This window comes from Pseudonocardia xishanensis (assembly GCF_039541715.1).
Taxonomy (GTDB): Bacteria; Actinomycetota; Actinomycetes; order Mycobacteriales; family Pseudonocardiaceae; genus Pseudonocardia; species Pseudonocardia xishanensis.
The window spans coordinates 30,205-54,843 of sequence record NZ_BAABGT010000097.1 but is presented as its reverse complement, the minus strand read 5'-3'; the positions used below and the strand labels follow the sequence as shown (position 1 = coordinate 54,843).

Sequence of the window (24,639 nt, the reverse complement as noted above, 5' to 3'; positions counted from 1 at the left end):
GCAGTCCGCCCGGGACACTGCGTACATGGTCGGGACGCCGGAGGTGCCGGACGAGCCGTGGATCCGTGCGATCCCCTCCGTCCGGGCGTAGGTGCCGAACGGCGGGTGCGCGGCCTGGTCCGCCACCAGCTGCTTCTTGGTGATCACCGGGACCTGGGTGGTGAAGTCCTCCAGCGACCGCACCTGGTCGGGGTGGAACCCGTGCGCCGCATAGTGATCGCGGTAGAACGGCAGCTCGGCGTAGACGTACTGGAGCTGGTGCTGGATCCGCTCCAGGATCAGGGCGTCCCGCTTGACCGGGTCGAGGGTCTCGCGTTCCTCGTCCCAGAACCGCGGGAAGCCCCGGGCGTCGGTCCGCACGGACCGGGGAGACCTCGCGCACGATCCTTGCCTGCCGAACCCGCGACGGCATCGCCGGCCTCGGCGCTCCCGTGGCCCGGCTCGAGGCGGGCATCGCGATCCCCGCCGCGCTGCGCCGCTACCCGGACCTCGCCCTGGCCGACGAGCCGCTGACCCGGCACCCCGTCCTGCTGTCACGGGGCCTACGCGCCCTCCCGGTCCACACCCGCTGACCCACCCGTCCGTCAGGGTTCGGGGAGGGAGCGGGTGAGGCCGTGCAGGCCGCCGCCCGCGACGAGGCCGCCGAGGGCGAAGGCGAAGAGCTGGTCGGCGAGCTCGCGGTCCGCCTCCGGGCCGCGCGGGACGAACCAGTGCTGCATCCAGTCCAGCATCCCGACGACGGCGCGGGCGACCGTGCGCGGGCTCCCGGCCAGCGAGAACTCCCCCGTGCGGGCGCCCTCGGCGACGAGGGACTCGATCGCCGCCATGTACCGGGCGTCCATGTCGCGGAAGTCGGCGAAGCGCGGTGCCGTCATCCGGCCGATGTTCTGCAGGTACACGAACGCGGCCGGGTGGTGGTCGCCGAAGATCCGCACCTGCATCCGGATCAGCTCGCGCAGCCGCACCGCGACGCTGTGCCCGGTGTCGGCCTGCAGCCGCTCCAGCTCGGCGAGCAGCTGCTTGGCGGGCTGTTCCACCACCGCCAACAGCAGCTCCTCCTTGGAGCCGACGTAGTTGTAGATCGAGCCCTTGAGGATCCCGACCCGCGCGCCGATCCCCTCCAGGGTCGCGTTCTCGTAGCCGCGGTCGCGGAACTCCGCGCCTGCGGCTTCGAGGATCTCCGACCAGCGGCTCGGGCGGGGCACCCGGTCACCCTAAGCCTGGACCCGCTCCCGGGCGAGGCGCCTGCGCCGGTGTGCCGCCATCCGGACCGGCGCGTCGGTCCAGCCGAACAGGTCGTGGTCGCCGATCCGCTGCACGAGCGCGAGGAACAGCCGCCCGCCGAGCACGTCGGTGCAGACCTGCAGGTAGGCCCCCTCGGGCGTCTCCTCGCGCAGCACGCCGAGGTCGCGGTACTCCGCGAGCACGTCCGCGGGCAGCTCGAGGCGGGCCTCCAGGTCGGCGTAGTAGTTGTCCGGGATGCCCAGCAGCGGCGCCCCGGCCGCGCGGGCCGCGCGGGCCGCGGCCACGACGTCGTCCACCTCGAGGGCGATGTACTGCGGCTCGGAGACCCCGGGCGCCCACCGCCCGCGCCGCAGCAGCGACACGCTGAGCGCCAGCCGGACCCGCCGCCCGGCGTCGGCCAGCCCGCGGCTGCGCACGAGCCCGAACGGCGCGGCGAACTCGGCCGCCGTCACCGGGTCGAGCCCCAGCACCGAGCGGTAGAACAGCGCGGCCTCGTCGAAGTGGTCGAAGGGCTGCGCCAGCCCGACGTGGTCGATGCCGGTCACCCCGATCCCCTCGGCGCGCTCGTCGGTCCCCACGAAGTCCCCGGACCAGTCGTCCGCGGCACCGGTGCGGCAGAAGAACAGCGCCGTCCCGTCCGGTGCGGTGACGGCGGCCAGGTCGGCCTCCGCGGGCCCGCGCTCGCGGGGCGGGACGGGCGCAGCCAGCCGCACGGCGCGCCGGGCGGCGGCGGGCGGGTCCGCCGTCTCGACGGCGACGGCCGCGATGGCCGCCTCAGCGCCGGACCGGTTCACCAGGATCCGCGCGCCGCCCTGCTCCCAGCGCTCGACCGGCTTGGTCCGGTGCACACCGGTGCGCGCGAACCCGAGCGCGGCCAGCACCCCGCCGGTGGACGAGTCCCCGGACACCTCGACGAAGGCGTGCCCGGAGAGCCTGCCCGCGGCCTCGCCGACCGGGTCGACGCCCTCGCCGCGCGCCGCGGTGGCCTCGGCGAGCGCGAGCAGCGACCGGCGCCCGTCGACGGCGGCGCGCTCCGGATCGGCCTGGCGGAAGACGTCGTTGAACACCTCCAGCGAGAGCGGGCCCGCGTACCCGGCGGCGAGCACGGGGGCGAGGAACGCGGGCAGGTCGAACGCGCCCTGGCCGGGGAAGAGCCGGTGGTGGCGGCTCCACTGCAGCACGTCCATGGACAGGTGCGGGGCGTCGGCGAGCTGGAGGAAGAACAGCTTGTCCCCCGGGACGTCCGCGATCGGCGCGGGATCGGAGCCTCGGGAGAGGATGTGGAAGCTGTCCAGGCAGAGCCCGAGCGCGGGGTGGTCCGCGCGCCGGACCACCTCCCAGGAGGCGTCCCAGGTCGACACGTGCCGCCCCCACGCCAGCGCCTCGTACGCGATCCGGAGGCCCCGCTCCCCGGCCCGTGCGGCCAGCGCGTGCAGCTGCTCGGCGAGACGGTCCACGTCGGACACGGCGTCCGCGCCGACCGAGGAGCACACCAGCACGGTGTCGACGCCGAGCGCCTCCATCACGCCGAACTTGGCGTCCGCGCGGCGCAGGTTCGCGGCGAACCGCGCCGGGTCGGTGGAGTCGAGGTCGCGGAAGGGCTGGTAGAGGTCGATCGACAGGCCGAGGTCGGCGCAGCGCAGCCGCACCTCCCCCGGGGGCATCGGGGAGGCGACGAGGTCCGGCTCGAAGATCTCGACGCCGTCGAACCCGGCCGCCGCGGCGGCGACCAGCTTCTCGTCCAGCGCGCCCGAGAGGCAGACGGTGGCGATGGCGGTCCGGGGTTCAGGCGACACGGGAGTCCTCCTGGCCGATCAGCTCGGCGAGGTGCCGCAGCATCCGATCCGGGTCCGGGGTCAGGCCGGTGAAGAGCCGGAACGCCTCCGCGGCCTGGTGGACGGCCATCCGGCCGCCGTCGAGCGTGCGGCAGCCCACCGCGCGCGCGGCCCGCAGCAGCGCGGTGTCCAGCGGCCGGTAGACGATCTCCGCGACCCACAGCTCGGGCCGCAGCAGGGCGGCGGGCACCGGCAGCCCCGGGTGGTCCGCCATCCCGACGGGCGTGGCGTGCACCACCCCGTCCGCCGAGGCCAGGGCGGCCCCCAGCTCCCCGATCCCACCCCCACGCACGGACCCCACACGCCCGACTCCTCCGCCGGCCTGTCCGACTCGCGGGCCGGGATGTCCGACTCGCATGTCGGAAGCGGGGGACTCGCGGGTACGGGCGTCCCCACCCCCCGCGAGTCCCCCACTCCCGACGCACGAGTCCCCCACTTCCCGCACCCGAGTCGGGCGGACGCGGGACTGCAGGGACTCCGCGAGGTGGGTCGCGCGGGCGGGGTCCACGTCCAGGACGGTCAACGAGCCGACGCCGAGGGTGAGCAGCGCGTGCGCGGCGGCCGCGCCCGCGCCCCCCGCGCCCAGCAGGACCACGCGGTCCAAGGGCGCGCCGGGAAGGCCGGCGAGCAGGCCGTCCCGGAAGCCGGACCAGTCGGTGTTGTGGCCGGTCGTCCGGTCACCCTCGACCACCACCGTGTTCACCGCGCCGATCGCGGCGGCGTCCGGGGAGAGCCCGTCGAGGTGCGGGATGACGAGCTGCTTGCAGGGGTGCGTGACGTTGACTCCGGCGTACCCCGCGGCCCGCACCCGGCCCACCAGGTCGCCGACGGACTCCGGCGGCAGGTCCAGCTCGTCGAGGTCGAAGCGGGTGTAGCTCAGGTCGAGGCCGAGCTCGCGCGCCTCGCGCTCGTGCAGGGCGGGCGACAGGGACGGGCCGATGCCCGATCCGATCAGCCCGGTCCGGACAGGCAGGCTGCGGGCTCCGACGACGTCCACGGCTCTCCTCGGTGAGGCATGTATGTACTAGATGGTTACTTCTACCGGGTGGCGGCGGTCTCGGCAAGAGCGGACGGCGGATATCGTCGGACCCGTGAGGGGACTTCAGTGAGCGCCGAACCGGGGATCGAGCGACAGCGGGACGCCGAGCGGACCCGCGCCGAGATCCTCGCGATCGCCACGGACGAGTTCGCCGACCGCGGGTACGCGGGCGCCCGGGTCGACGAGATCGCGGCACGCACCCGCACCACCAAGCGGATGCTCTACTACTACTTCGGCAGCAAGCAGGGCCTCTACGTGGCCGTCCTGGAGCACGCGTACCGCGGGATCCGTGAGCTCGAGTCCCAGCTGGACGTGGACCACCTCGACCCCGCGCGGGCCATGCGCGCCCTGGCCGAGCTGACCTTCGACCACCACGAGTCGCACCCCGCCTTCATCCGGCTGGTGGGCATCGAGAACATCCACCACGCCAAGCACCTGCGCACCTCCCCGATCCGGACCGGGCTGGCCGCCCCCGCCGTGGACGTCCTCGGCGGGATCCTCGACCGCGGCCGGACCTGCGGGCTGTTCCGCACGGACGTGGACGCGCTCGACGTCCACATGGTGATCAGCGCGTTCTGCGTCTTCCGGACGGCGAACCGGCACACCTTCCAGGCCATCTTCGACCGCGACCTGCTCGATCCCGCCCGCCGCGACCACTACCGCCGGATGTTGGGCGACCTGGTGCTGGAGTACCTGACCGCGCACGTGGGCCGTCCCTAGGGGTTGACACACCCGGGCCGACTAACTCACTATCCGGTACGTAACCAGACGGTACATACCGTCGGATCCGGTTCGCCGGTCCCGGTGTCTGCATCGGAGCATCACCCCAGGGAGCCCACTGTGTCCTCGACATCACCGCCGACCGCCACGGCACAGCCGCGGAAGGCCGCCCTCGCCGCCTGGATCGGCAGCGCACTGGAGTACTACGACTTCTTCATCTACGGCACCGCCGCGGCGCTGGTGTTCGGCAAGGTGTTCTTCCCGTCGTCGAGCCCGGCCACCGGCACGCTGCTGGCGCTGGCCACCTTCGGCGTCGGGTACGTGGCCCGCCCGGTCGGCGCCTTCGTGCTCGGGCACGTCGGCGACCGGTTCGGCCGCAAGCGGGTACTGGTCGCCACGGTCCTGCTGATGGGCATCGCGACGTTCCTGGTCGGCTGCCTGCCGTCTTACAGCTCCATCGGCGTCGCGGCGCCGATCCTGCTGGTCGTGCTGCGGCTGCTGCAGGGCTTCTCCGCGGGCGGCGAGCAGGCGGGCGCCAACTCGATGAGCCTGGAGCACGCGCCGCCGAACCGGCGCGCGTACTACACGAGCTTCACCCTGTCGGGCACCCAGTTCGGCCAGATCCTGGCCACCGCGATCTTCCTGCCGATCGCCGTGCTGCCCGAGGAGTCGCTGCTGACCTGGGGCTGGCGGCTGCCGTTCTGGCTGTCGGCGATCGTGGTCGTCGTCGGGCTGCTGATCCGCCGCACGCTGGAGGAGACGCCGGTCTTCACCCGGGAGCAGAGCAAGCACGAGGTCGAGAAGCTCCCGCTCGCGGTGCTGTTCCGCGACCACTGGGCCTCGGTGCTGCGCGTCGTCGCGGCCGCCACCATCGCCACGGTCAGCACGATCTTCACCGTCTACGCCCTGTCCTACGCCGTGAACACGGTCGGGCTGTCCCGCACCGCGATGCTGTGGGTCGGCGTGCTGGCCAACGTCGCCGCGCTGGCCGCGATCCCGTTCTTCGGCTCGCTGGCGGACCGGATCGGCCGCAAGCCGGTGTTCATCGGCGGCTCGCTCGGCTGCGCGGTGCTGATGTTCGGCTACCTGGGCGCGATCTCCACCGGCAACTACGTGCTGATCTTCGTCGTCGGCATCCTGATGTTCGGCGTGGTGCACAGCGCGACGGGTGGCGTCTGGCCCGCGTTCTACGGCGAGATGTTCCCGGCGCGGGTCCGGCTGTCCGGCACCGCGATCGGCACCCAGATCGGCTTCGCGGTCGCGGGGTTCGCCCCGTCCATCTCCGCGGCGCTGGCCGGTGAGGGCGGCGCGAACTGGGTCCCCGTCGCGATCTTCGTGGCCGCGGTCTGCGTGCTCAACGTGATCGCCGTCGGGACGGGCAAGGACTACTACCGGACGCCGACCGAGCAGCTCGGTCTGGAGCCGGTGCGGGCCCCGAAGAAGGCGGTTGTGAGCGCCTGATGTTCGAGGTGCACGCGATCCGCTACGCCACCCGGGACGGCCTGCGCGGCCAGCACTTCCTGGGCTACGACGACACCTGGGCCGAGCCGCACCCCACCGCCTACTACGTGTGGCTCGCCGTCTCGGACACCCGGGCCGTCGTGATCGACGCCGGGCTGGAGCCCGGGAGCGGCCCGGCGGGGATCGAGTTCGCGTGCGCCCCGCACGAGGGGGTCGCGGCGCTGGGGGTCGACCCCGCCGACGTCGACACCCTCGTGCTGTCCCACCTGCACTACGACCACACCGGCGCGGCGGCGCGGTTCCCCGCCGCCCGCCGCGTGGTCCAGCGCACCGAGGCCGACTACTGGACCGGCCCGGTGGCGAAGCGGATCACCCGCGAGCGCTGGCTGGTGTCCGAGCCGGACCTGGCCACGATGCTGGATCCGGAGCGGCTCGACCTGCTCGACGGGGACCGGGAGCTCGCCCCCGGGCTGTCCGTGCACCGGGTCGGCGGGCACACCGCGGGCATGCAGCTCACCCGGGTGTGGACGGCGGCGGGCTGGGTCGTGCTGGCCTCCGACGCCGCCCACTTCACCGAGAACCTCGTGCAGGACCGCCCCGGCCCGATCCTGCACTCGATGCCCGGCATCTACCACGCCTACGACCGGGCGAAGGCCCTCGCCGACGATCCCGCGCTGATCGTCCCGGGCCACGACCCGGAGGTCACGGCCGGGTTCCCGCGGTCAGGGCCGTACTCGGTCCGGATCGCCTGACCGGCCGGCGGACGGCAGCGACTCCAGCCCGTAGATCGCCCAGTGCCGAGCCCGAGCATGGTCGACGCGGTCTCGTGCCCGGCCGGGAACCCCGGACCACCCGCGCCGGAGTCCCCGGGTGCGGCACGGGCAGGCGGCCGACCGCGGTCGCCTGCCCGTGTCCGCTCAGTCCTCGTCGGAGAACAGGGTGTCCTCGCCCGCGTCGTCCTCGTCCTTCGACGGGGCCTGGCCGGTGTCCGCCTTCCACTGGTCCACCAGCGAGCGCTTGAAGCGGTTGTTGACCGGGACCTCGATGCCCTTGGCCTCGGCCCACTCCCGCACCTGCTGGCGCTGCTCGGCGGTCAGCGCCGTGCCCGACGGCGGGGCGGTGCGCCGGGTGAGGCCCGCCGGGACGGAGGCCTCGATCCGGCCGACGTCCAGGTACGGCTTGAGCAGTTTGAGCAGCTTCGAGTACTCGGGGTCGGCCAGGTCGATCTCGATCCGCATCTGGTCGACCTGCAGCTCGTGGGTCTGCACGTCCTTCTCGACCCCGCTCAGATCGCAGAACTTGATCTGCCGGACGCCCATGTCAGGCCTTCCCGTCGCCCGCCGCGCGCTTCTGCGCCTGCTTGATGGACTTGCGCAACGCGGTGATGCTCTCCCCGGCCAGCGCCTTCGACGCCACGGAGTCCCCGATCTGGCGGGCCGTCATGTGCCCGCGACCCGACGGGGCGAGGTACTCCGCGCCGTCCGGCCCGGTCTGGTAGACGAGCCCGGAGGTGACCCGGCTGAACCGGGTCCGGCCGCCGCGGCGGGCGCCCTCCCATTTCTCCACCCGGACCGCCAGCAGGCAGCAGGTGCACGTGAGCCTGCGGACGAACAGACCGTCGTCGTCGACCTCGGTGAAGTGGATTCCGGCCTGCCGAATCGAGGGGAAGAGGTGCCTGCCCCGCTCACGGCAGGCCAGCACCTCGTCCGAGACCCGGTCGACGTAGAGGTCGACGTCGTCGTCCGACGCCTTGACCCAGCCGGTGTCCTGCGCCTGCTCGCCCTGGATCGACAGTCCTGCTCGACCCGATGTCTCCTCTGCCAAGACCCCGCTGCTCCCTTCGGTGGACGACCATCCACGACCAATCGTGGACGGTCCGATCAGATCACGCCATCATCTACCCTGCGCAACTCCGGATCGACCGCGGGCCGGGCGTGTCGTGCATCCCACTCGCCGAAACCGGCTCCGACGCCTCCGCGGACGCGCGGCCGGGCCTCCTCCGCCCCGAGCCGGCCCGACCGGTCAGAGCGGCGGAAGGCGTTGGTCCAGACCGAGCAGCGGCCGCAGCGGGTCCCCGGCCTCGGCGACCCTGACCGGGGCCGTGTCGAGGGTCCAGCGGGGCAGCTCGGGGGCCTCGAGCTCGGCCCAGGTGACCGGCACCGCGACGGCGCCGTCGCGGGTCGGGCTGAACGGGACGAGCGCGGCCGTCGCGGCCATCGGCCGGGCACCGGGCGCCATGCTGCCGACCGCGGCGCAGAGCCGCTCCGCCCAACGCCCGGCCTCGGCGGCCGTGGTGCCCTCCCCCACGGGCACGTGGACCTGCAGTCCGTGCCCGGTCACCACCGGCATCCCGACCACGCCGAGATGGTCCAGTGCGGTCCGGAGCAGGCCGGCGGCCCCCGCCTCCAGCTCGACCACCACCCAGCGCGGGTGCTCGCCCGGTCGGCTCGGTGCGAACCGCAGCTCGACGACGCCCGTCTCGGCCAGCCCCACCAGGGCCGCCTCCGAGCCGACGGCGACGGGACCGGTGGGCGCGACGAGCGGGTGCCCGTCGACGTAGGGCAACAGATGGGGCGCGATCTCCCGCAGGTAGCGGACGAGCTCCGGGTCGGGGGCGCGGGCCGCCTCGACGACGTCCGCCAGGACGATCTCGCCGGGGTCCCGGTCCGGCCGCAGCCCGCGCCAGACGGTGTGCCGCAGCCGCCGGTCGTGGGTCAGCGTGCGGTACTCGACCTCCCCGACGACCTCGGGCTCCACCCAGGTCACCCCGCGCCGCAGCTCGCGGGGGACCTCGTCGTCGAACGGGCTGTCGGGACGGGCCAGGGGCCGGAGCCGGTCCAGCAGCCTGCGCAGCGTGGCCTCCGAGAAGCCGGAGCCGACGTTGCCGAGGTAGCGCAGCCTGCCGTGCTCGTCGTACGCGCCCATCAGCAGCGCCCCGAGCGTGGACCCGCGGTTGCCCCTGCCCGCGGTCCAGCCACCGAGCACGACCTCCTGCGGATGGAACAGTGCCGTCTTCACCCACGCCCCGGACCGGCGGCCCGGCTCGTAGCGGGCCGTGCGCCGCTTCGCGACGATCCCCTCCAGCCGGTGCGCCCGCGCCACGTCGAGGCCCTGGGCCGGGGTGATGTCGGTGAACGCCTGCGGCGCCGACACCCGCCGCCAGGCCTCGACCCCGAGCTCCGCCAGCCGCGCCCGGCGGGTGTCGTAGGGCAGGCCGGTCAGGTCCTCCCCCTCGATCTCCAGGACGTCGAACAGGTACAGCTCGACGGGCACCTCGGCCAGCAACGCCGCCCCCGGTGACCGCACGTGCATCCGGTGCTGCAGCAGCCCGAAGTCCGGCCGTCCGGCGGCGTCGAGGGCGACGATCTCGCCGTCCAGCACCAGGTCCCGGTCGGTCGGCAGCGCGGCGACCAGCTCGGGATAACCCCCGGTGACGTCGTTGCCGTTGCGGGACACCAGTCGCACCGCGCCGCCGCGGACCACGACGAGGGCGCGCACCCCGTCCCACTTGAACTCCACCGCCCACCCCGGCCCGACCGGCGGCACGCCGGCGGTGGCCAGCATGGGCCGCAGGGACTCGTCGGAGCGAGGCACCCCCACAGCCTGGCATCCACCGCCGGCGTCGTCCTGTGCGGACGCGGGTCCATGCAGTGGACGACGGAGGCGCTGCGGGACCACTCCTGATCGGGTGGTCGTCGAGTGGCGGTGCCCCGTGGCCCGGCGCATCCTCAGGTGAACAAGGTATGGCGCGATTCGCATCGCGTCGTTCACCGAGGGAGGGACACCATGAGCGAGATCGACACACAGCACGGCACGCCGTCGGCGGGCCGGATCGGACTCGTGCACCGGATCGGGTCACTGGTCATCGGGGCCGGCCTCTGGGTCTTCGCGATCCTCGGGTTCGTCCAGCAGCTGGAGTTCTTCTCCACCGAGGGGCAGCAGGTCCTGGGCCTGTCGTCCAACGGCCTGCTGTCCACGGTGTCCGCGGTGTTCGGGGCGGTCCTGCTCGGCGCGGGCATCCGCGGCGGCCGGCTCGCCTCGACCGTCGAGGTCGTCGTCGGCGCTCTGTTCATGGTCTCCGGCATCGCGAACGTGCTCGTCCTGAACTCCGAGTACAACCTGCTCGCCTTCCGCATGCCCAACGTGGTGTTCAGCCTCGTCGTCGGTGGCATCCTGCTGGTCATCGGCTCCTGGGGTCGGTTCACCGGCCGCCCCCACCAGGACAGCCCGTACTCCGACGCCCGCCGGTCCGGCGCGTTCGGCGACCCGGACCGGGTCGAGCTGGGCGGAATCGACCTGGACGGCACCCGCGGCGAGTCTGAAGCCGCCGTCGAGCTGGCCGAGGCCGAGCGTGCGGTCGCCAAGCACCGCGCCACCCCCGCGGTGGCCGCGGCGGTCCGCTCCCTGAGCGGCGTCCGCCGCCCCGAGGACCGCATCCACGCCTGGCGCGACCGCAGGCGCTGACTCCCTCGTTACCGACGGGTACCCACCAAAGTCGCCTCCGCGGGGCGACCGACGACGGTGGCGCAGCAGGTGCGGTCCCGCGAGACTGGCTCACGACCGTCACGGTGGTGCCCCACCGTGATCCTCGAGTCGGTGTGGTCGCGGACGAGTTGGGGGGACGCGGGGTCCGGGCCGGTGCAGAGCACGATCAGCGGTGCGGTAGGCTGATCGAGCCCTCACGGGGGCGGCCGGGACGTGGCGCAGCTTGGTAGCGCACTTGACTGGGGGTCAAGGGGTCGCAGGTTCAAATCCTGTCGTCCCGACGGTCGGCAGAGGCCGGTGGTTTCTCGACGGAGCCACCGGCCTTCGTCGTTTCCACCTGCGATAACGCCGGTCGCATTCGCTGTGATGACGATCATCATTCGATCGCTCCTCGATCATTGAGGGGTGGGCGGAATGTCCGACTTGGGACCAACTTGGGACCAAGCCCACCGAGACCGCCCTAAGCCGTGCATCTGGTCGCTCCGCGTTCAGGTGCGCGGAGAGCAAGCCCCCCGCCGCCGTCACGGTGTTGCGGTTCGAGTGGAGGTAGCGCTGCGTCGTCGTCAGCGACCCGTGCCCGGCGATCAGCCTGAGCTGGTGAAGTGGAATTCCGGCGTCCGCCATCCACGTCAGCCCCGTATGCCGAAGGTCGTGGCGACGGAGCTTCTCGTGACCGAGCTGGGTGACGACCTCGTCCCAGTGGGTCGCGTCCCGCAGGATGGCCGTGGTGACGCGACCTCCTCGTGGCCCGACGAACACCCGACCGTCCGGACGCTCCTTGGCCGAGGCCAGACGTCGCACGAGCATCGGTCTGATCTCCTCGATCAAGGGCACCACGCGGGCCCGTTTCCCCTTCGTCCCCTTGTCGGTCAACCCACCTGGCCCCGGCGTCGTCTGTCGTCGCACCGTCCACAGCCAGGAACGTGTGTCGATATCGGCAGCGCGGCAGCCGGAGACTTCCCCGATGCGGGCCGCCGTCGCCCCGGCGAACTCGACGATGTCCCCCCACCCCGCGTACCGCAGCGCCGAGCGCGCGACGAGTGCCGTGGCGAGGTGCTGCAGCGTCTCCCAGTCCGGCAGAGCAAGGCTGCGAGGATCGTCGAGTTCGTCCTCGGCCAGCCGATACTCGCGTTGCCAGCCGGTGATCCTGGCGGGGTTGCGGTCGACGAGCCCGTCCCGAAGCGCCTGTTCCATGACACGGACGAGCACGGCGAGGCTGTTCTTGACGCTGGACCGTCCGACACCCTCGGCGATCCAGTTTCGGGCTGCCCGATCGACGACTCCAGTGGTGATCATCGGCGGCGGGATGTGGCCGAGACTCGGCACGACGCGGAGTTTCCATCCTGCCCGGTACGGAACCGTGGTCTTCGCCTCCAGGCCCCGCAGGGAGTCACCGTGATCATTCGGCCCGAAGGGCCCGAATCGCTTGCGCCGAGTGACACCCGACCGACGCCTGCGGGTTCCGTCGCGGTCTGCGGTACCGCGCCGGAGTATGCGACGCGCACTGGCTCCCCCCGCGTTCAAGACTCGCCTGACCTTCCCTGCTTAAAGCGAACCCGACCTGAGAAGACGATGTGGCAGTTCCCCTGACGAAGCCGGCGACACCGAACGCCAGCAGCATCAGGGCGAGTCCCTCCGCGCCGATGCCGGACAGGCTCTCCACGGCGGGCCGGATGTAGGTGAACCCGCTGAAATGGCCGCTGAAGACCAGCAGGATCGCACCCAGTCCAAGAAGGACGACCCGGGAGCGCAACGTCGCACCGAGCTGCCCCAACCCGCTCGCGGCTCGGGACGGAGCCTGCGGCAGGGTCGTCGCCTGTGCGGACAGGGCGAGGACCGCGATACCGGCAGCGAGCAGGAAGACACCGCGCCAACCCCAGACCTCGCCGAGCCACGACCCCAGCGGCACGGCGACGACCGTCGCGGCCGCGACCCCGGAGTTGACCACGGTCAACGCGCGCCCTAGACGGTCGGCGGGCACCAGCTGGGCGGCCATCGCCGTGGCCATGGCCCAGAACCCGCCCAACGCGACACCCAGCACCAGCCGCGCGACCAGGAGCACGGCGAGGTTCGGCGCCAGCGCAACGACCAGGTCGGAGACGACGGCGAGCCCCGTCAGGCCGATCATCACCCGCCGCCGATCCGCTCGGGGCAGCACGGCCGCGATGCACAAGGCCGACACCGCGGCGGCGAGGGCCGTCATGGTCACGCTCTGGCCCGCGGCGCCCGCCGAGACCCCGAGGTCGTCGGCGATCCGCGGGAGCAGGGTCGCGGGTAGGAACTCCGACATGACGATCGCGAAGATCCCCAGGCCCAGGGACCCGACACCCACCCAGGACGCGGGACGGTGAGCCGTCGAAGCGACGGTGCCGGTCACCACGGCAGATCACCGGTCTCGTCCTGGAAGGTCCCGGTGGGGCCGTCCGGACCGAGGGTCGCCAGCCGCACCACGACCTCGGCGCTCGCCGCCGCCGACCTGCCCCCCTCGTAGGCCGAGGTCATGTCGGTGTCGGTGTATCCGGGCTCGACCGCGTTGAACCGGATGCCCGGCTGGGCCTTGGCGTACTGAACCGTCAGCATCGTGGCCGCCGCCTTCGACGCGGAGTACAGGGCCAGCGGCAGGCCGAACTCGGGGCGGTCGGGGTTGGTCACCGCCCAGAACGAACCCGCGCTGCTGGAGACGGTGACGACGGTCGGGTTCATAGATCGGAGCAGCAACGGGAGAGCTGCCTGGGTGACCCGCACGACACCGACCGCGTTCGTGTCGAAGGCGCGCAGGGCCGTGGGACCGTCGGCGACCCCGGCCTGCTCCTGGAAGCCCGCGTTGTGGACCAGGACGTCGAGCCGCCCTTCGGCGTCGTCGATCGTGGCCAGGGCTCGGGCCACCGAGACGTCGTCGGTCACGTCGAGCTGGACGACGCGGGCGCCGAGCTCCGCGGCCGCGGCCTCGCCCCGTCCGAGGTCGCGCGCCCCGATGTAGACCTCGTGGCCGAGCTTCACGAGCTGCCTGGCGGTCTCGAAGCCGATGCCCTTGTTGGCACCGGTGATCAGTGTGACGGTCATGGTGTGATGTCCTTCCCTCGCTTTCGACCCGGAAGGTAGGAACCGGCTACTGGCACCAGCCAGAGCCCCGTGCAGCCCGGGGTGCGACAGGGCCCCCTCTCCCCGCGCCGGCGATGCCTACGCTGACCACGTGAGCGAGACGACGAACCCTCTCGGCGCCTTCCTACGAGCCCGGCGCGAGCTGGTGTCACCGCAGCAGGTCGACATCCCCGACGGCGGCGTGCGGCGGACCCCCGGACTGCGCCGGGAAGAGGTCGCCATGCTCGCCGGCATCAGCGCCGACTACTACCTGCGGTTGGAGCGCGGCCGCGACCGCAACCCGTCGGTGCAGGTCCTCGAGTCCATCGCCCGGGTGTTGCAGCTCGACGACGAGCATCTGGCCCACCTGCTGACCCTCGGCGCCGATGTCCCACGACCCCGCCGTCGTCGGCGCCGCCCGGAAACCGTCCCGCCGGGCGCGCTGACCCTCCTGGCCTCCCTCACCCAGCCGGCCTTCATCGAGGGCCGCTACCTGGATGTCCTGGCCTCGAACAGACTCGCCCGCGCGCTCTCCCCCGACCTCGCCGTGGGACGCAACCAGCTCCGGGACCTCTTCCTGGACCCGACCGAGCAGGCCCACTACCCGGACTGGGAGGACATGGCCGAGTGCTACGTCGCCGCCTTCCGCCAAGCCGTGGGCACCGACATCGACGATCCCCGCCTCATCGAGCTCACCGGCGAGCTCACCCTCGCCAGCCCGCTCTTCCGCAGGCTGTGGGCCCGCCACGAGGTGCGCGGCCAGCGCGAGACGCTCATCCGCTTCACCCACCCCCAGGTCGGCGAGCTGACCCTGCAACGGGAACGGCTGGGCATCGACGGCGCCGACGGCCTCGGGCTCATCGTGTACTTCCCTGCGGCCGGAAGCCGCGACGCCGATACCCTCGCCCTCCTCGCCGCGGCCGATCTCCCGGCCGCGGGCCGCGAGCAGGACACCCGCCGATGACGACCATCGCGATCCTCGGTGCCGGTGAGGTCGGCAACCACCTGGCGCGCGCAGCGGTCGCAAAGGAATACAGCGTCGTCATCGCCAACTCCCCAGGACCCGAAACCCTGAGCGCAGCTGACCTTTCCGACGGCCTGCTTCGAGCAGAGGGCAAGGAACTCGGCGAGAGCTGACCACCCCAGCCAGCATGAAGGGTCAGCCTCTCGGGATCGTTGCGGCCCAAGCCTTCAAGAGGGACACCACGGAGCGTGGCGAGTTGGTCACGACGCCGTCGACGAACTCCGGTTCGAACGCAGGGTCGAGGGCGCGACGGTGCGGGCGCGCAGATCGTCCGCGTCCAGGGTCGCCGGTGTGTACGGGAGCTCGGCCAGCCGCGTCGCGGCCACGCTGCCGGGGTCGGCGATCGGCCGCGTGAGTCCACACAGGAACGCCCACTCGTGCTCCGGACACCCCGCGTACACCGTCTGCGCGAACACCCCAGAGAACCGCGCCCAGGCCGCGCGCAGGGTGCCGTCCCGCCAGACCGCCGGGCTGCCCGCCTGCGCCACGACCACACCGCCGGGGCGCAGCCGACCCGCGCAGTCCGTCAGGAAGTCCTCGGAGTACAACCGGTTGAGCTGGGCCGACGGATCGCCGGGCCGCTCGTCGGGCAGGTCGACGACGATCACGTCCCACTGCTCGGTCGCCGCCGTCACGAACGCCAGCCCGTCCGCGAAGTGCATCCGGACCGGACCGCTCCCCCGCTCCGCGGCGGCCAGCCCCGCGGGCGAGTAGCCGTACGGGAGGTGCTCGGCGCAGAGTCGCACGCACTCTTCGTCCAGGTCGACGTGGTCGACGGTGCGGGCACCGCAGGCCACAGCGAGCTCGCTCACCACCCCCTCACTGGAGCCGACCACCAAGACCCGCTCGCGGCGGTCGGCCAGCAGCGCGGCGGGGACGAACAGTGCCTCGTGGTAGGTGAGCTGGGTGTGCTCGGCGCTCTGCCGCTCGTCGTCGCAGAAGAGGGTGACGCCCTGCGCGGTGTCCGCGATCAGCACCTCCTGCCAGGCGGTCCGTACCCGCGCCCGGACGCCCTCGATGGCCCAGGTCCGGGTCACGCCTGCAGACAGCGCCTCGACGACTTCGGTGCCGCCGCGGGAGACCACTCGCGAGACCAGGCCGGTTGCGCCGAGGGTGCGGGCGAGCCTGTGCACGGCGAGTTCCGGGTCTGCGTTGTCGCCGCAGGTGAAGACGTCCGCCAGGGCGGTGCCGTGCTCCGGCCAGGTGTGCAGGGAGGCGTGCGACTCGGCGAGCAGCGCGACCACTGTGACCCCCTGCGGGGTGAACGCCTCGACCGCCATCTGCCGCACGTCCGCGCCGGCACCGAGCAGCGAGGTGCGCAGGGCGTGGACGAGGCCTTCGGCGTCGTCGAGCAGCGCGGCGTCGACGCCGTGCAGCTCGGCGAGCACGTGGCGTCCGGAGGGGTCGGGTTGGGAGGTGCGCATCGCGCTACTCAACAACATGCACGGGGAGCGGTCCGAACCCGTTGAACCCGATGCTCGAGTAGCTGGCGGTGTAGGCCCCCGCGTGCAGCAGGTCGACCGCGTCCCCGGCGGCGAGATCCAGCGGGAGTGCGACGGGGGTGCGGCGGTAGAGCACGTCGTCGCCGTCGCAGGTCGGGCCCGCGAGCACGACCGGGCCGCACGGGCCCGACCGGCCGGGTACCCGCACGGGGTACGCGATCGCCTCCCCCTCCGTCTCCGCGAGACCCTGGTAGCGGCCGCAGTCGAGGTAGACCCAGCGGCGGTGGTCGATCCCCGGGCGTCGGGAGACGCGCAGCACCCGGGTGCGCAGGGTCCCGGCTTCGGCGACCAGCGCGCGGCCAGGCTCGACGACGATCCGCGCCCCGCCCGCGGCCGCGTGCACGGCCTCCGCGAACTCGGACAGCGGCGGAACCGGCAGGCGGTAGGCGACGGGTAGCCCCCCGCCGACGTCCACGATCGGGTCCGCGATCCCGGCCCGTTCCGCGACCTCCAATGCGACCCGCACCCCCGCCGCGAACGTCTCGGGGCGCACCTGCTGCGAGCCCACGTGGAGGGCGATCCCGGTCGCCCCGCGCGCCAGCCGCGCCGCTTCCGCGGGGGCCGCGCCGAACTTGCCGAGGAAGGGGGTCGCGGAGCCGGTGTCGGCCACCAGCACCCGGACCAGAACCTCGACGTCCATGGGGAGCAGGGCAAGCAGGGCGCGGTCCTCGGCGCTGTCGGTCACGAACCGGCGCACGCCCTGCTCGGCTGCCCACACCGCCTCGCCGGGCCCGCGGATGGGGTTGCCGTGGCTGATCGTCGCGGGGTCGGCGCCCGCGGCCAGGCACAGCTCGATCTCGGCGCGGGAGGCGACGTCGAACCCGCAGCCCAGCTCGACGAGCGTGCGGAGCACCGCGGGCTCCGGGCACGCCTTCACGGCGTACCGCACCTGGTCGAACAGCGCGGACAGCTCGGCGTACCGGCGCGCGACGACCGCGAGGTCCAGCAGGAGGTGCGGCGTCGGGTGGTCCGGGGGCACCGGCTGATCCTCCACCGTCGGGCCCGAAGGCGCACGCGAGCTGCGCCCGACCCCCGCCCCAGAGTGGGCGTGGCCCGACCGATCATGTGTCAGGACCCCGCGGCTCACGCAGCGGGGGGAGTGCGGTCCGGATGGAGTCGATGATGGTATCCAGGTGGCCGTCGTTACCTCCGCCGCCGCAGCAGCCTCGCAGATGAGATCACGACGGCGGCGGTGAGCCGGCCCGCACCGCGGCGGCAGCCGAACCCCGAGATCGCCTCGCGCCTGCGGACCCTGGGTCCGCAGGCCGAGCGGCTGGCGTCGGTCTGCACCGGCTCGCTCCTGCTCGCCGAGGCCGGCGTGCTGGACGGGCGGCGCGCCACCACGCACTGGTCCTTCTACGGCCGATTCGCGCGGGACCGCCCGAAGGTCCAGGTCCAGCGCTACCCGATCTTCGTCGAGGACGACGGGATCTTCACCTCGGCCGGGGTCACCGCGGGGATCGACCTCGCGCTCGCGCTGATCGAGCAGGACTGCGGCCGGGAGCTGGCGCTGCGCGTGGCCCGCCTGCTGGTGGTGTTCGTGCGCAGGCCGGGCCAGCAGGCGCTGGTCAGCATCCAGCTGGCCGTGCAGTCCACCCGCACCACCCGGCTGGGCGACATCCGGGTGTGGATGGCCGACCACCTCGACGAGGACCTGTCCGCCGCCGCCCTCGCCGAGCGGGCCCGGATGTCCCCGCGGCACTTCGCCCGCCTGTTCCACAGCGAGACCGGCACCACCCCGGGGAAGTACGTCGAGCAGGTCCGGGTGGAGGCCGCCCAGCGCATGCTGACCGACACCGACGACAACGTCGACCGGATCGCCCGCCTCTGCGGCTGGGGCACCGCCGAGGCCATGCGGCGGGCGTTCGTCGGGCTGCTCGACGAGTCGCCCGCCGCCTACCGCGTGCGGCACCTCCGGTCGGCCCGTCCGTCGCTCCGACCCCCCGCGTGACCGGAGCGACGGCGGCCTCCCGCTAGCCGAGGGCCACGCGGGCGCTCTCGATCACCGCGGGCGAGGCGACCTCCATCGACCCGGACCGGTAGGGCGGCTCGGGCGCGTACTCGATGATGAGCTGCACCATCTCGGCGGTCTCGTCGCCCGCCATCCGGCCCGCGAGCGTCAGGGCCATGTCGATCCCCGCCGAGACGCCGGCCCCGGTGACGTAGTGACCGTCGAAGACCACGCGTTCGGAGGTGGGGGTCGCACCGAACCGGGTCAGGTCGTCGAGCGCCGACCAGTGGGTGGTGGCCCGCCTGCCCTCGAGCAGCCCGGCCGCGGCGAGGATCGGCGCGCCCGTGCACACCGACGTGGTCCAGGTGCTGGTCCGGTCGACGGCCCGCAGCCACTCGTGGAGCCTCCCGCCTTCCAGCTGGCCGAGGTACCCGGGGCCGCCGCCGATCAGTACGACGTCGGGGCTCGTCACCTCGTCCAGTGTGGCCTCGGGTTGGACCGAGAGGCTCCTCAGGTCGTTGCGCACGAGACCCGGGTCCGCGGCCACGAACACCACCTCGGCACCGGGCAGGCGACCCAGCACGTCGTAGGGCCCGATGATGTCGAGCGCGGTGAAGTCCGGGTAGAGGACGGTGGCGACCTGCACGGCACCACTCCTTCGAACAGGGTTCGTCTCCGCCGAGCCTGACACGCGCAGCTCTGACCAGCAATGACGAACAGCGCACTTATCCAGCCACCGATGCGAGTACTCCGTCCAAGGTGGACACGATCGGCGACCGTCTCTCCCGCGCGGTTCCTGCCCAGGACATGCCCTCTCCTGCAGACCTCGCCGATCCGCGTTTCAGGCTGCAGTCGGTCCGGCCCCCGCCCCGCCCGCGACGTAGTCGAACAGTCGGTGTTCCCGCCGCTCCCGCGCAGCCGCCTCCGGTCGGCCTCTCGCTCGGGAAGTCAGGCGATGTAGCTGATCCCGAACGCGTCGATCTTGCGGTAGAGCGAGGAGCGGGCGATACCCAACATCGCCGCGGCCTTGTAGCGGTTCCCGTTCGCCTCGTAGAGCGCCTGGATGATCGCGTCGCACTGCGCCGACTCCAACATGGACATCCGGCGCGCCCCACCCTGGAAACACAGTGGTGGCAGGTCCGTCGGCTGCACCTCGCCCATGGTCTTGCGCGCGACCACGTACCGCATCACGTCCTCGAGCTCGCTGATGTTCCCCGGCCACGCGTAGCCCTCCAGCACCCGGATGACCTGCAGGCTCAGCCGCAGCGAGCAGCGACCGGCGACCCGGCGCAACACCGTCAGCGCCAGCTCGGAGATCTCGTCGGCCCGGTACCGCAGCGCGGGGATCCGGGTCACCTCGTGGAAGTGCCGCAGCAGCAGCCCGTAGGGACTGGTCGCGTCCACCGCGGGGCTGTCGACGCAGCCGACCACCAGCGGTGGCGTCTCGAGCGCGACCAGCGGCCGCAACGCCTCGTCGAGCTTCCGGGCGCCGACCGGGGAGAGCGTGGTCATCCCGGACAGCACCAGCAGCTGCGGGCGACCGTCCCCGGTGGGAGCGAGGCCGCGCACGGGGTCGACGCCGTAGCGGCCGGTGAACGACGAACAGTCCACCGACACGACCCGACCCGTCGGATACGCGGCCCGGAACTGTGCCGTGACCAGCGTCCGCTTCCCCACTCCGGGTTCCCCGATGAGGAGGTGGTTGCGGCCGTGGTGGATGCTCGCCACCACCTCCTGGCGGGCCCGCAGGTACGGGGAGAGCAGCTCGCGGTTGGCCCGGACCTTCGCGTCGGCGTGCGTGCGGGCCGGGCCGGCGTCCTTGGTGTAGTCCCGGCGGGCCAGCGGGGCGACGTGCGAACCCTGCCGTCGCACGGCCTCCGGCGTCTCGGCGACCTCCCCGTGCTGCGTCCGTCCGCCGCCGAGTACGCAGCCGACGACCTCCCCGTCCAGGTGGATCGGCTGCAGCGTGACCTCGGCGCACGCTCCGGACGGCAGCTCGACGTGCCGCTGCCCGACCTGCCCGAGCACCAGGGCCGACAGCACCAGGTCGCTCACCACCCGCTGGTCGGTCGGGGAGAGTCGGCGGAAGGAGGGGCTGGACACCAGGAGATCACCGTCCGTCGCCAGCACCCACTGGTCCGCCGCGCGCACCCGCTCCAGCGCGTCGAGCACCGCGCGGGTGCGGCGATGCGGCTGCGCCGCAATCCGCTCGCTGATCCGGTCTGCGAGCACTCTGGCCAGCGGGAGCTGCAGCGCGGACCGTTCCGAGGCGGGACCGACGAGCCACACCGCTGCGCAGACCTCCCCCCGGTGCGGGTCGGTGACCACCGCGCCGGCGCCTGCGAGGCCTGCGAGGCGCCAGTGGTAGTGCTCGGCGCCGCCGATGGCGACGTCGGCCCGCTCGTGCAGCGCGACCGTGGCCGCGGTGGTGCCCACCTGCCGCTCGGCGTAGCCGTAACCGGGCACCACGAGCAGGCCGTCGAGCACGGCGGCGAGCTCGGGGCCGTCGTCGCGGCGGCAGCGGACGATGCTGCTGGAGTCCAGCAGGACCAGCGAACAGCCGCTGCCCGGGTTCGCCGTCACGAACTCGTCGAACACGTGGTCGGCCGCCGAGACGACGGGCGGGACCTCGGGGGTGTGGCCCAGGAAGCGAGCCCCGATCCGCGCCGCGTCGACACCGGCCTCGCGCGACCGGATCCAGGACGCGAGCACCTCCGGGCGCAGCGCCTCGCGGGCGATGACGTCCCGAGCCCCGACGTGCTGACCGGAGGTGTCGAAGGCCGACCGGGCGGCTTCGATCTCGACCGCCGACCATCCCATCCCGGCAGCTTATGGACCGGGGGCCGGTCCCGGATAGCCCCGGCTCCCCCCTGCCGACGCCGCGGCGCAGCGACTGTCCCGAGGACGGGACACTCCCGGCCGCTTGATGCGAGGCCGCCGCCAGGATGGTCCGATTCTGAGACAGTCGACGCCTGACCGAACCACCAGGGTTGACGGTGCAGGGCCCAGAAGGTCACGGAACGCGAGCGTTCCTCAGCGCGGAGGCACACGATGAAGGCACTTGTCTACCACGGTCCGGGCGAGAAGGCGTGGGAGGAGGTTCCGGACGCCACGGTCCAGGACCCGACCGACGTGGTCGTCCGCGTCGACACCACGACGATCTGCGGCACCGACCTGCACATCCTGCAGGGTGACGTGCCCGCGGTGACCGACGGCCGGATCCTCGGCCACGAGGCCGTCGGCACGGTGACCGCCGTGGGCGACGCCGTGAAGGGCTTCGCGGTGGGCGACCGCGTCCTGGTGCCGGCGATCACCAAGTGCGGCCGCTGCGAGTACTGCCAGCGCGGCATCCCGTCGCACTGTCAGACCGTCGGGGGCATCGGCTGGATCTTCGGGCACCTCATCGACGGCACGCAGGCCGAGCTCGTCCGGGTGCCCTACGCCGACACCTCGCTGTACGCCGTGCCCGAGTCGGTCAGCAACGAGCAGGCGATCTTCCTGGCCGACTCACTGCCCACCGGGTACGAGGTCGGCGTCCTCGCGGGCCGGGTCCGCCCGGGCGACACGGTCGCCGTCGTCGGCGCGGGCGCGGTCGGCCTGTCCGCAATCCTCACCACGGGCCTGTGGGGCGCCTCCAAGGTCATCGCCGTCGACTCCAACAAGTTCCGGCTGGAGAAGGCGCTCGAGTTCGGGGCCACCGACGCCGTCGAGGTCGGCCCGGGGACCGTCGCCGACGTCATCGCGCTGACCGACGGTCTCGGCGTCGACGTCTCCATCGAGGCCGTCGGCTACCCGGAGACCCTGCTCACCGCCGCCTCCCTGGTCCGGCCGGGCGGCACGATCGCCAACGTAGGGGTGCACGGCACCGCCGTCGAGCTGCCGATGCAGGACATGTGGATCCAGAACGTCACCCTGACGATGGGGCTCGTGGACACCGTGTCCATCCCGACGCTGCTCAAGATGGTCGGCAGCGGACGCATCCCCGCCGAGCGGATGGGCACCCACTCGTTCACCTTCGACCAGATGGACGAGGCCTACGACGTGTTCAAGAACGCGGCCGCCAACTCTGCGCTCAAGGTCGTCATCTCGCCCTCCTGACGCTCGGCCCCGTGGGGTGGGTCCGGCACGTGCCGGACCCCCCGCGGCGGCCTTCTCGACCTCGGGTGACGGTCCTCCGGGAGGGTTCTCGGTACACGAAGGGTGATCTCCTGTGGTGCCGCTCCGCCAACCGGTCGGCCCACGTGGATCACTCGATGGGCCTGCTTCCGGGGGTCACGCGCATGTCCGACGGCGTTGCGGTCGATCCCTTCACCGGGCCGCCCCGATCCCGGGGACCGAGGCCCGAGAACGACGGAGGGAGCTTCATCGTGATCACCGAGAAGATGACCGCCGAGCTGATCGGTCGTCAGGCGTACGACACCCGCGGTGAGAAGATCGGCAAGATCGGGCAGGTCTACATCGACGACCGCAACGGCACCCCGACCTGGGCGACGGTGCACACCGGCCTGTTCGGGACGAAGGAGAGCTTCGTGCCCCTACAGGGCGCGGACGTCAAGGGCGGCGACGTGGCGCTGCCGGTGGCCAAGGAGCAGGTCAAGGAGGCCCCGCACGTCGGGGAGACGAACGAGCACCTCGACGCCCGCGAGGAGCAGGCCCTGCTGCGGCACTACAACGTGGGCGCGAACGGGGACACCCGCGCCGCCTCCCACGGCGCGGCCGATCGTGACGACCGGCGCACCGACGACCGCGACGCGGCCGTGACCCGATCCGAGGAGCGACTGCGGGTGGGGACCGAGACCGAGGAGACCGGTCGGGTCCGACTGCGCAAGTACGTGGTCACCGAGGAGCAGAAGGTGACCGTGCCGGTCTCCCACGAGGAGGTCCGCCTCGAACGCGAGCCGATCCGCGACGGCGAGCACGCGACGGGCGCGGCGATCGGCGAGCAGGAGCAGGAGGTCACCCTGCACGCCGAGCGCCCGGTGGTGGACAAGACGACCGAGGCGGTGGAGCGGGTGCGCCTGGGCACCGACACGGTCACCGAGGACGAGACGGTCTCCGACACCGTCCGCAAGGAGCGCGTCGAGGTCGACGACCCGCAGAACCAGGTCCGCAAGCACTGACGCACCGCGGTCACCAGGGCGCGGACCGGGACTCCCGGTCCGCGCCCTGACCGCGTCTCGGGGCGAGGGTGCGGACGAGTCTCAGGGCGTCTACTCGTCCGGGCGCAGCCGCATACCGGCCAGCAGGGTGCGGACGAGGGTGTCGGTGAACGAGCAGTCCGACACCGGTCGCACCGTGCGCGACGGGCGCTACCGCTACATCCGCCACCTGCACCCCGGCTGTCCGCCGATGCCGCACCCGGCCTACCCGGACCGCCTCGCCACCTGGGCCGAGCTGCGGGAGCTGGCTGCGGAGGAGGCCAGGCAGGCGGGGCCGGGGCGAGGTGCCGGATCGCCTCACCCCGCCGCATCGGGCGCTCGTCGCGCCGGGCAAGCCGGCCGAGGAGCTCTACGAGCCGCGCCACGACCCGCACGAGATCCACAACCTCGCCCGCGACCCGGTCACGCCGCGGACCTCGTGCGCCTACGGACCGCGATCGACGAATGGAGGATGCGGGTGGGAGACCTCGGGCTCCTCCCCGAGGACGAGCTGGCCGAGCGCTGGCGTCCCGGTGGGGTGTGGCACCGCACCGCCGCACCGGAGGTGACCGAGCAGGGGGAACGCTCGACTCGAGGTGCGCCACCCCCGGCGCCTCCATCGGGTGGACCTACGACCAGCCCGGCACGCCTGAGCCGTCCTCGTCGATGGACATCCTCACCGGCGCCCCCGACCGCGACGGTCGACACTGGAACCTCCACACCGGACTCCGTAGGTCCTGGCACGCCCAGACGTAGTCCTGCGTCAGGGCCACGGACGAGGCCAGCGCGCGGCGGCGCCCTCGCACCCCGACCGATCCGGCGAGTTCCACGATTCCCTCGTGCGGCTGCACTGCGTGCAGGGACAGGAGCCGTGCTCCCCCGTGGGAGCCGCCGCCGTCGACGGGCAGGGTGTGTACGTAACGCAGGAGGCGGGGGTGCACGAAGTCCGCCACCTGCGTGACCGGGCGGCGCTGGTCGATGACCTCGATCCCGCCCCGGGTGGGCCCGGGCCCGCCCCTCGCTTCGAACGGCCACCGGACATCCTCGACCCGACCGGCAAGATCAACAGCGTCGACCGGTTCGACTACAAACGCAGCTACGTGCTACCCGACACGGTCGAGACCAACAGACCGCGACCGCGACGACCGGCCGGGTCGG

At 72.8% G+C, this 24,639-nt stretch carries 24 protein-coding genes and 1 tRNA gene; 11 read left to right on the top strand and 14 right to left on the bottom strand.

Going from position 1 to position 24,639, the window contains the following annotated elements; translation table 11 throughout:
* The first annotated feature begins 431 nt into the window (after positions 1 to 431).
* A complete protein-coding gene (locus ABD993_RS29320; protein ID WP_345425641.1) occupies positions 432 to 572 on the top strand; it encodes a hypothetical protein in 141 nt (46 codons plus the stop codon).
* Between the two features lie 12 nt (positions 573 to 584).
* Here ABD993_RS29320 and ABD993_RS29315 read toward each other — a convergent pair whose 3' ends face one another.
* Genes ABD993_RS29315 through ABD993_RS29305 form a run of 3 tightly spaced genes read right to left on the bottom strand, consistent with a single transcriptional unit; the run spans position 585 to position 4,077 of the window.
* Complete coding sequence (locus ABD993_RS29315; protein ID WP_345425639.1) at positions 585 to 1,205, bottom strand: TetR/AcrR family transcriptional regulator; 621 nt, start codon at positions 1,203 to 1,205, stop codon at positions 585 to 587.
* Positions 1,206 to 1,214: 9 nt separating this feature from the next.
* Complete coding sequence (locus ABD993_RS29310) at positions 1,215 to 3,041, bottom strand: sugar phosphate isomerase/epimerase and 4-hydroxyphenylpyruvate domain-containing protein (protein WP_345425637.1); 1,827 nt, start codon at positions 3,039 to 3,041, stop codon at positions 1,215 to 1,217.
* The gene (locus ABD993_RS29305) at positions 3,031 to 4,077 is read right to left on the bottom strand and encodes a shikimate dehydrogenase (RefSeq protein WP_345425635.1); all 1,047 of its coding nucleotides are present in this window, start codon (positions 4,075 to 4,077) and stop codon (positions 3,031 to 3,033) included. Before ABD993_RS29305 ends, ABD993_RS29310 begins: the two co-directional genes overlap by 11 nt.
* A gap of 108 nt (positions 4,078 to 4,185) precedes the next feature.
* Here ABD993_RS29305 and ABD993_RS29300 point away from each other — a divergent pair, with 108 nt between their 5' ends.
* The 3 genes from ABD993_RS29300 to ABD993_RS29290 all read left to right on the top strand — a co-directional run bounded on the left by ABD993_RS29300 (position 4,186) and on the right by ABD993_RS29290 (position 7,052).
* Positions 4,186 to 4,839 (top strand): TetR family transcriptional regulator, encoded by a 654-nt coding sequence (locus ABD993_RS29300; protein WP_345425632.1) that lies wholly within the window; start codon positions 4,186 to 4,188, stop codon positions 4,837 to 4,839.
* Positions 4,840 to 4,959: 120 nt separating this feature from the next.
* The gene (locus ABD993_RS29295; protein ID WP_345425629.1) at positions 4,960 to 6,300 is read left to right on the top strand and encodes an MFS transporter; all 1,341 of its coding nucleotides are present in this window, start codon (positions 4,960 to 4,962) and stop codon (positions 6,298 to 6,300) included.
* Positions 6,300 to 7,052 carry an N-acyl homoserine lactonase family protein gene (locus tag ABD993_RS29290; RefSeq protein ID WP_345425627.1) on the top strand — a complete coding sequence of 251 codons (753 nt, stop codon included), beginning with the start codon at positions 6,300 to 6,302 and terminating at the stop codon, positions 7,050 to 7,052. The genes ABD993_RS29295 and ABD993_RS29290 overlap by 1 nt, the downstream gene beginning before the upstream one ends.
* A gap of 165 nt (positions 7,053 to 7,217) precedes the next feature.
* Here ABD993_RS29290 and ABD993_RS29285 read toward each other — a convergent pair whose 3' ends face one another.
* The 3 genes from ABD993_RS29285 to ligD all read right to left on the bottom strand — a co-directional run bounded on the left by ABD993_RS29285 (position 7,218) and on the right by ligD (position 9,894).
* Positions 7,218 to 7,619, bottom strand: coding sequence for an Lsr2 dimerization domain-containing protein (locus ABD993_RS29285; RefSeq protein ID WP_345425624.1), 402 nt, complete (start codon positions 7,617 to 7,619; stop codon positions 7,218 to 7,220).
* Position 7,620: 1 nt separating this feature from the next.
* Positions 7,621 to 8,124 carry a hypothetical protein gene (locus ABD993_RS29280; RefSeq protein WP_345425621.1) on the bottom strand — a complete coding sequence of 168 codons (504 nt, stop codon included), beginning with the start codon at positions 8,122 to 8,124 and terminating at the stop codon, positions 7,621 to 7,623.
* Between the two features lie 198 nt (positions 8,125 to 8,322).
* Positions 8,323 to 9,894 (bottom strand): non-homologous end-joining DNA ligase, encoded by a 1,572-nt coding sequence (gene ligD, locus ABD993_RS29275; protein ID WP_345425618.1) that lies wholly within the window; start codon positions 9,892 to 9,894, stop codon positions 8,323 to 8,325.
* A gap of 192 nt (positions 9,895 to 10,086) precedes the next feature.
* Here ligD and ABD993_RS29270 point away from each other — a divergent pair, with 192 nt between their 5' ends.
* Positions 10,087 to 10,764 carry a DUF4383 domain-containing protein gene (locus tag ABD993_RS29270; protein ID WP_345425616.1) on the top strand — a complete coding sequence of 226 codons (678 nt, stop codon included), beginning with the start codon at positions 10,087 to 10,089 and terminating at the stop codon, positions 10,762 to 10,764.
* Between the two features lie 228 nt (positions 10,765 to 10,992).
* Positions 10,993 to 11,066 (top strand) — tRNA-Pro (locus tag ABD993_RS29265).
* On the opposite strand, the gene ABD993_RS29260 is transcribed toward ABD993_RS29265, so the two are convergent.
* The 3 genes from ABD993_RS29260 to ABD993_RS29250 all read right to left on the bottom strand — a co-directional run bounded on the left by ABD993_RS29260 (position 11,032) and on the right by ABD993_RS29250 (position 13,848).
* Positions 11,032 to 12,081 (bottom strand): tyrosine-type recombinase/integrase, encoded by a 1,050-nt coding sequence (locus ABD993_RS29260; RefSeq protein ID WP_345425613.1) that lies wholly within the window; start codon positions 12,079 to 12,081, stop codon positions 11,032 to 11,034. The genes ABD993_RS29265 and ABD993_RS29260 overlap by 35 nt on opposite strands.
* A gap of 103 nt (positions 12,082 to 12,184) precedes the next feature.
* Positions 12,185 to 13,117, bottom strand: a complete 933-nt coding sequence (locus ABD993_RS29255) for an MFS transporter (protein WP_345425610.1) — start codon at positions 13,115 to 13,117, stop codon at positions 12,185 to 12,187.
* A 41-nt stretch (positions 13,118 to 13,158) separates the two neighbouring features.
* A complete protein-coding gene (locus ABD993_RS29250; RefSeq protein ID WP_345425607.1) occupies positions 13,159 to 13,848 on the bottom strand; it encodes an SDR family NAD(P)-dependent oxidoreductase in 690 nt (229 codons plus the stop codon).
* 130 nt (positions 13,849 to 13,978) lie between these two features.
* Between ABD993_RS29250 and ABD993_RS29245 the strand changes: the two genes are divergently transcribed.
* Entirely contained in the window at positions 13,979 to 14,830 is an 852-nt protein-coding gene (locus ABD993_RS29245) for a helix-turn-helix domain-containing protein (protein ID WP_345425604.1), read from the top strand.
* Entirely contained in the window at positions 14,827 to 15,003 is a 177-nt protein-coding gene (locus ABD993_RS29240) for an NAD(P)-binding domain-containing protein (protein WP_345425602.1), read from the top strand. The genes ABD993_RS29245 and ABD993_RS29240 overlap by 4 nt, the downstream gene beginning before the upstream one ends.
* 87 nt (positions 15,004 to 15,090) lie before the next feature.
* Here the strand turns inward: ABD993_RS29240 and speD are convergent, their stop codons facing one another.
* Positions 15,091 to 16,314: an adenosylmethionine decarboxylase gene (gene speD, locus ABD993_RS29235; protein ID WP_345425600.1), complete on the bottom strand. Its 1,224-nt coding sequence runs from the start codon at positions 16,312 to 16,314 to the stop codon at positions 15,091 to 15,093.
* 4 nt (positions 16,315 to 16,318) lie between these two features.
* The gene (locus tag ABD993_RS29230; RefSeq protein ID WP_345425597.1) at positions 16,319 to 17,371 is read right to left on the bottom strand and encodes a type III PLP-dependent enzyme; all 1,053 of its coding nucleotides are present in this window, start codon (positions 17,369 to 17,371) and stop codon (positions 16,319 to 16,321) included.
* 213 nt (positions 17,372 to 17,584) lie between these two features.
* Between ABD993_RS29230 and ABD993_RS29225 the strand changes: the two genes are divergently transcribed.
* Positions 17,585 to 18,343, top strand: a complete 759-nt coding sequence (locus ABD993_RS29225) for a GlxA family transcriptional regulator (protein WP_345425595.1) — start codon at positions 17,585 to 17,587, stop codon at positions 18,341 to 18,343.
* A gap of 22 nt (positions 18,344 to 18,365) precedes the next feature.
* Here the strand turns inward: ABD993_RS29225 and ABD993_RS29220 are convergent, their stop codons facing one another.
* Positions 18,366 to 18,989, bottom strand: coding sequence for a DJ-1/PfpI family protein (locus ABD993_RS29220; RefSeq protein WP_345425592.1), 624 nt, complete (start codon positions 18,987 to 18,989; stop codon positions 18,366 to 18,368).
* Between the two features lie 302 nt (positions 18,990 to 19,291).
* Positions 19,292 to 21,163, bottom strand: coding sequence for an AAA-type ATPase lid domain-containing protein (locus ABD993_RS29215; protein ID WP_345425589.1), 1,872 nt, complete (start codon positions 21,161 to 21,163; stop codon positions 19,292 to 19,294).
* A 231-nt stretch (positions 21,164 to 21,394) separates the two neighbouring features.
* Here ABD993_RS29215 and ABD993_RS29210 point away from each other — a divergent pair, with 231 nt between their 5' ends.
* Both ABD993_RS29210 and ABD993_RS29205 read left to right on the top strand, forming a co-directional pair.
* Positions 21,395 to 22,441, top strand: a complete 1,047-nt coding sequence (locus ABD993_RS29210; protein WP_345425587.1) for an alcohol dehydrogenase catalytic domain-containing protein — start codon at positions 21,395 to 21,397, stop codon at positions 22,439 to 22,441.
* Between the two features lie 269 nt (positions 22,442 to 22,710).
* Entirely contained in the window at positions 22,711 to 23,463 is a 753-nt protein-coding gene (locus tag ABD993_RS29205) for a DUF2382 domain-containing protein (protein ID WP_345425584.1), read from the top strand.
* A 647-nt stretch (positions 23,464 to 24,110) separates the two neighbouring features.
* Here the strand turns inward: ABD993_RS29205 and ABD993_RS36970 are convergent.
* Entirely contained in the window at positions 24,111 to 24,470 is a 360-nt protein-coding gene (locus ABD993_RS36970) for an Rv3235 family protein (RefSeq protein ID WP_425569180.1), read from the bottom strand.
* Positions 24,471 to 24,639 lie beyond the last annotated feature (169 nt).

Coding starts and splice junctions, on each gene's coding strand:
- ABD993_RS29285 (WP_345425624.1), bottom strand. CDS start 7,619: ATGGGCGTCCGGCAGATCAAGTTCTGCGATCTGAGCGGGGTCGAGAAG.
- ABD993_RS29215 (WP_345425589.1), bottom strand. CDS start 21,163: ATGGGATGGTCGGCGGTCGAGATCGAAGCCGCCCGGTCGGCCTTCGAC.
- ABD993_RS29240 (WP_345425602.1), top strand. CDS start 14,827: ATGACGACCATCGCGATCCTCGGTGCCGGTGAGGTCGGCAACCACCTG.
- ABD993_RS29260 (WP_345425613.1), bottom strand. CDS start 12,081: ATGATCACCACTGGAGTCGTCGATCGGGCAGCCCGAAACTGGATCGCC.
- ABD993_RS29210 (WP_345425587.1), top strand. CDS start 21,395: ATGAAGGCACTTGTCTACCACGGTCCGGGCGAGAAGGCGTGGGAGGAG.
- ABD993_RS29290 (WP_345425627.1), top strand. CDS start 6,300: ATGTTCGAGGTGCACGCGATCCGCTACGCCACCCGGGACGGCCTGCGC.
- ABD993_RS29270 (WP_345425616.1), top strand. CDS start 10,087: ATGAGCGAGATCGACACACAGCACGGCACGCCGTCGGCGGGCCGGATC.
- ABD993_RS29250 (WP_345425607.1), bottom strand. CDS start 13,848: ATGACCGTCACACTGATCACCGGTGCCAACAAGGGCATCGGCTTCGAG.
- speD (WP_345425600.1), bottom strand. CDS start 16,314: ATGCGCACCTCCCAACCCGACCCCTCCGGACGCCACGTGCTCGCCGAG.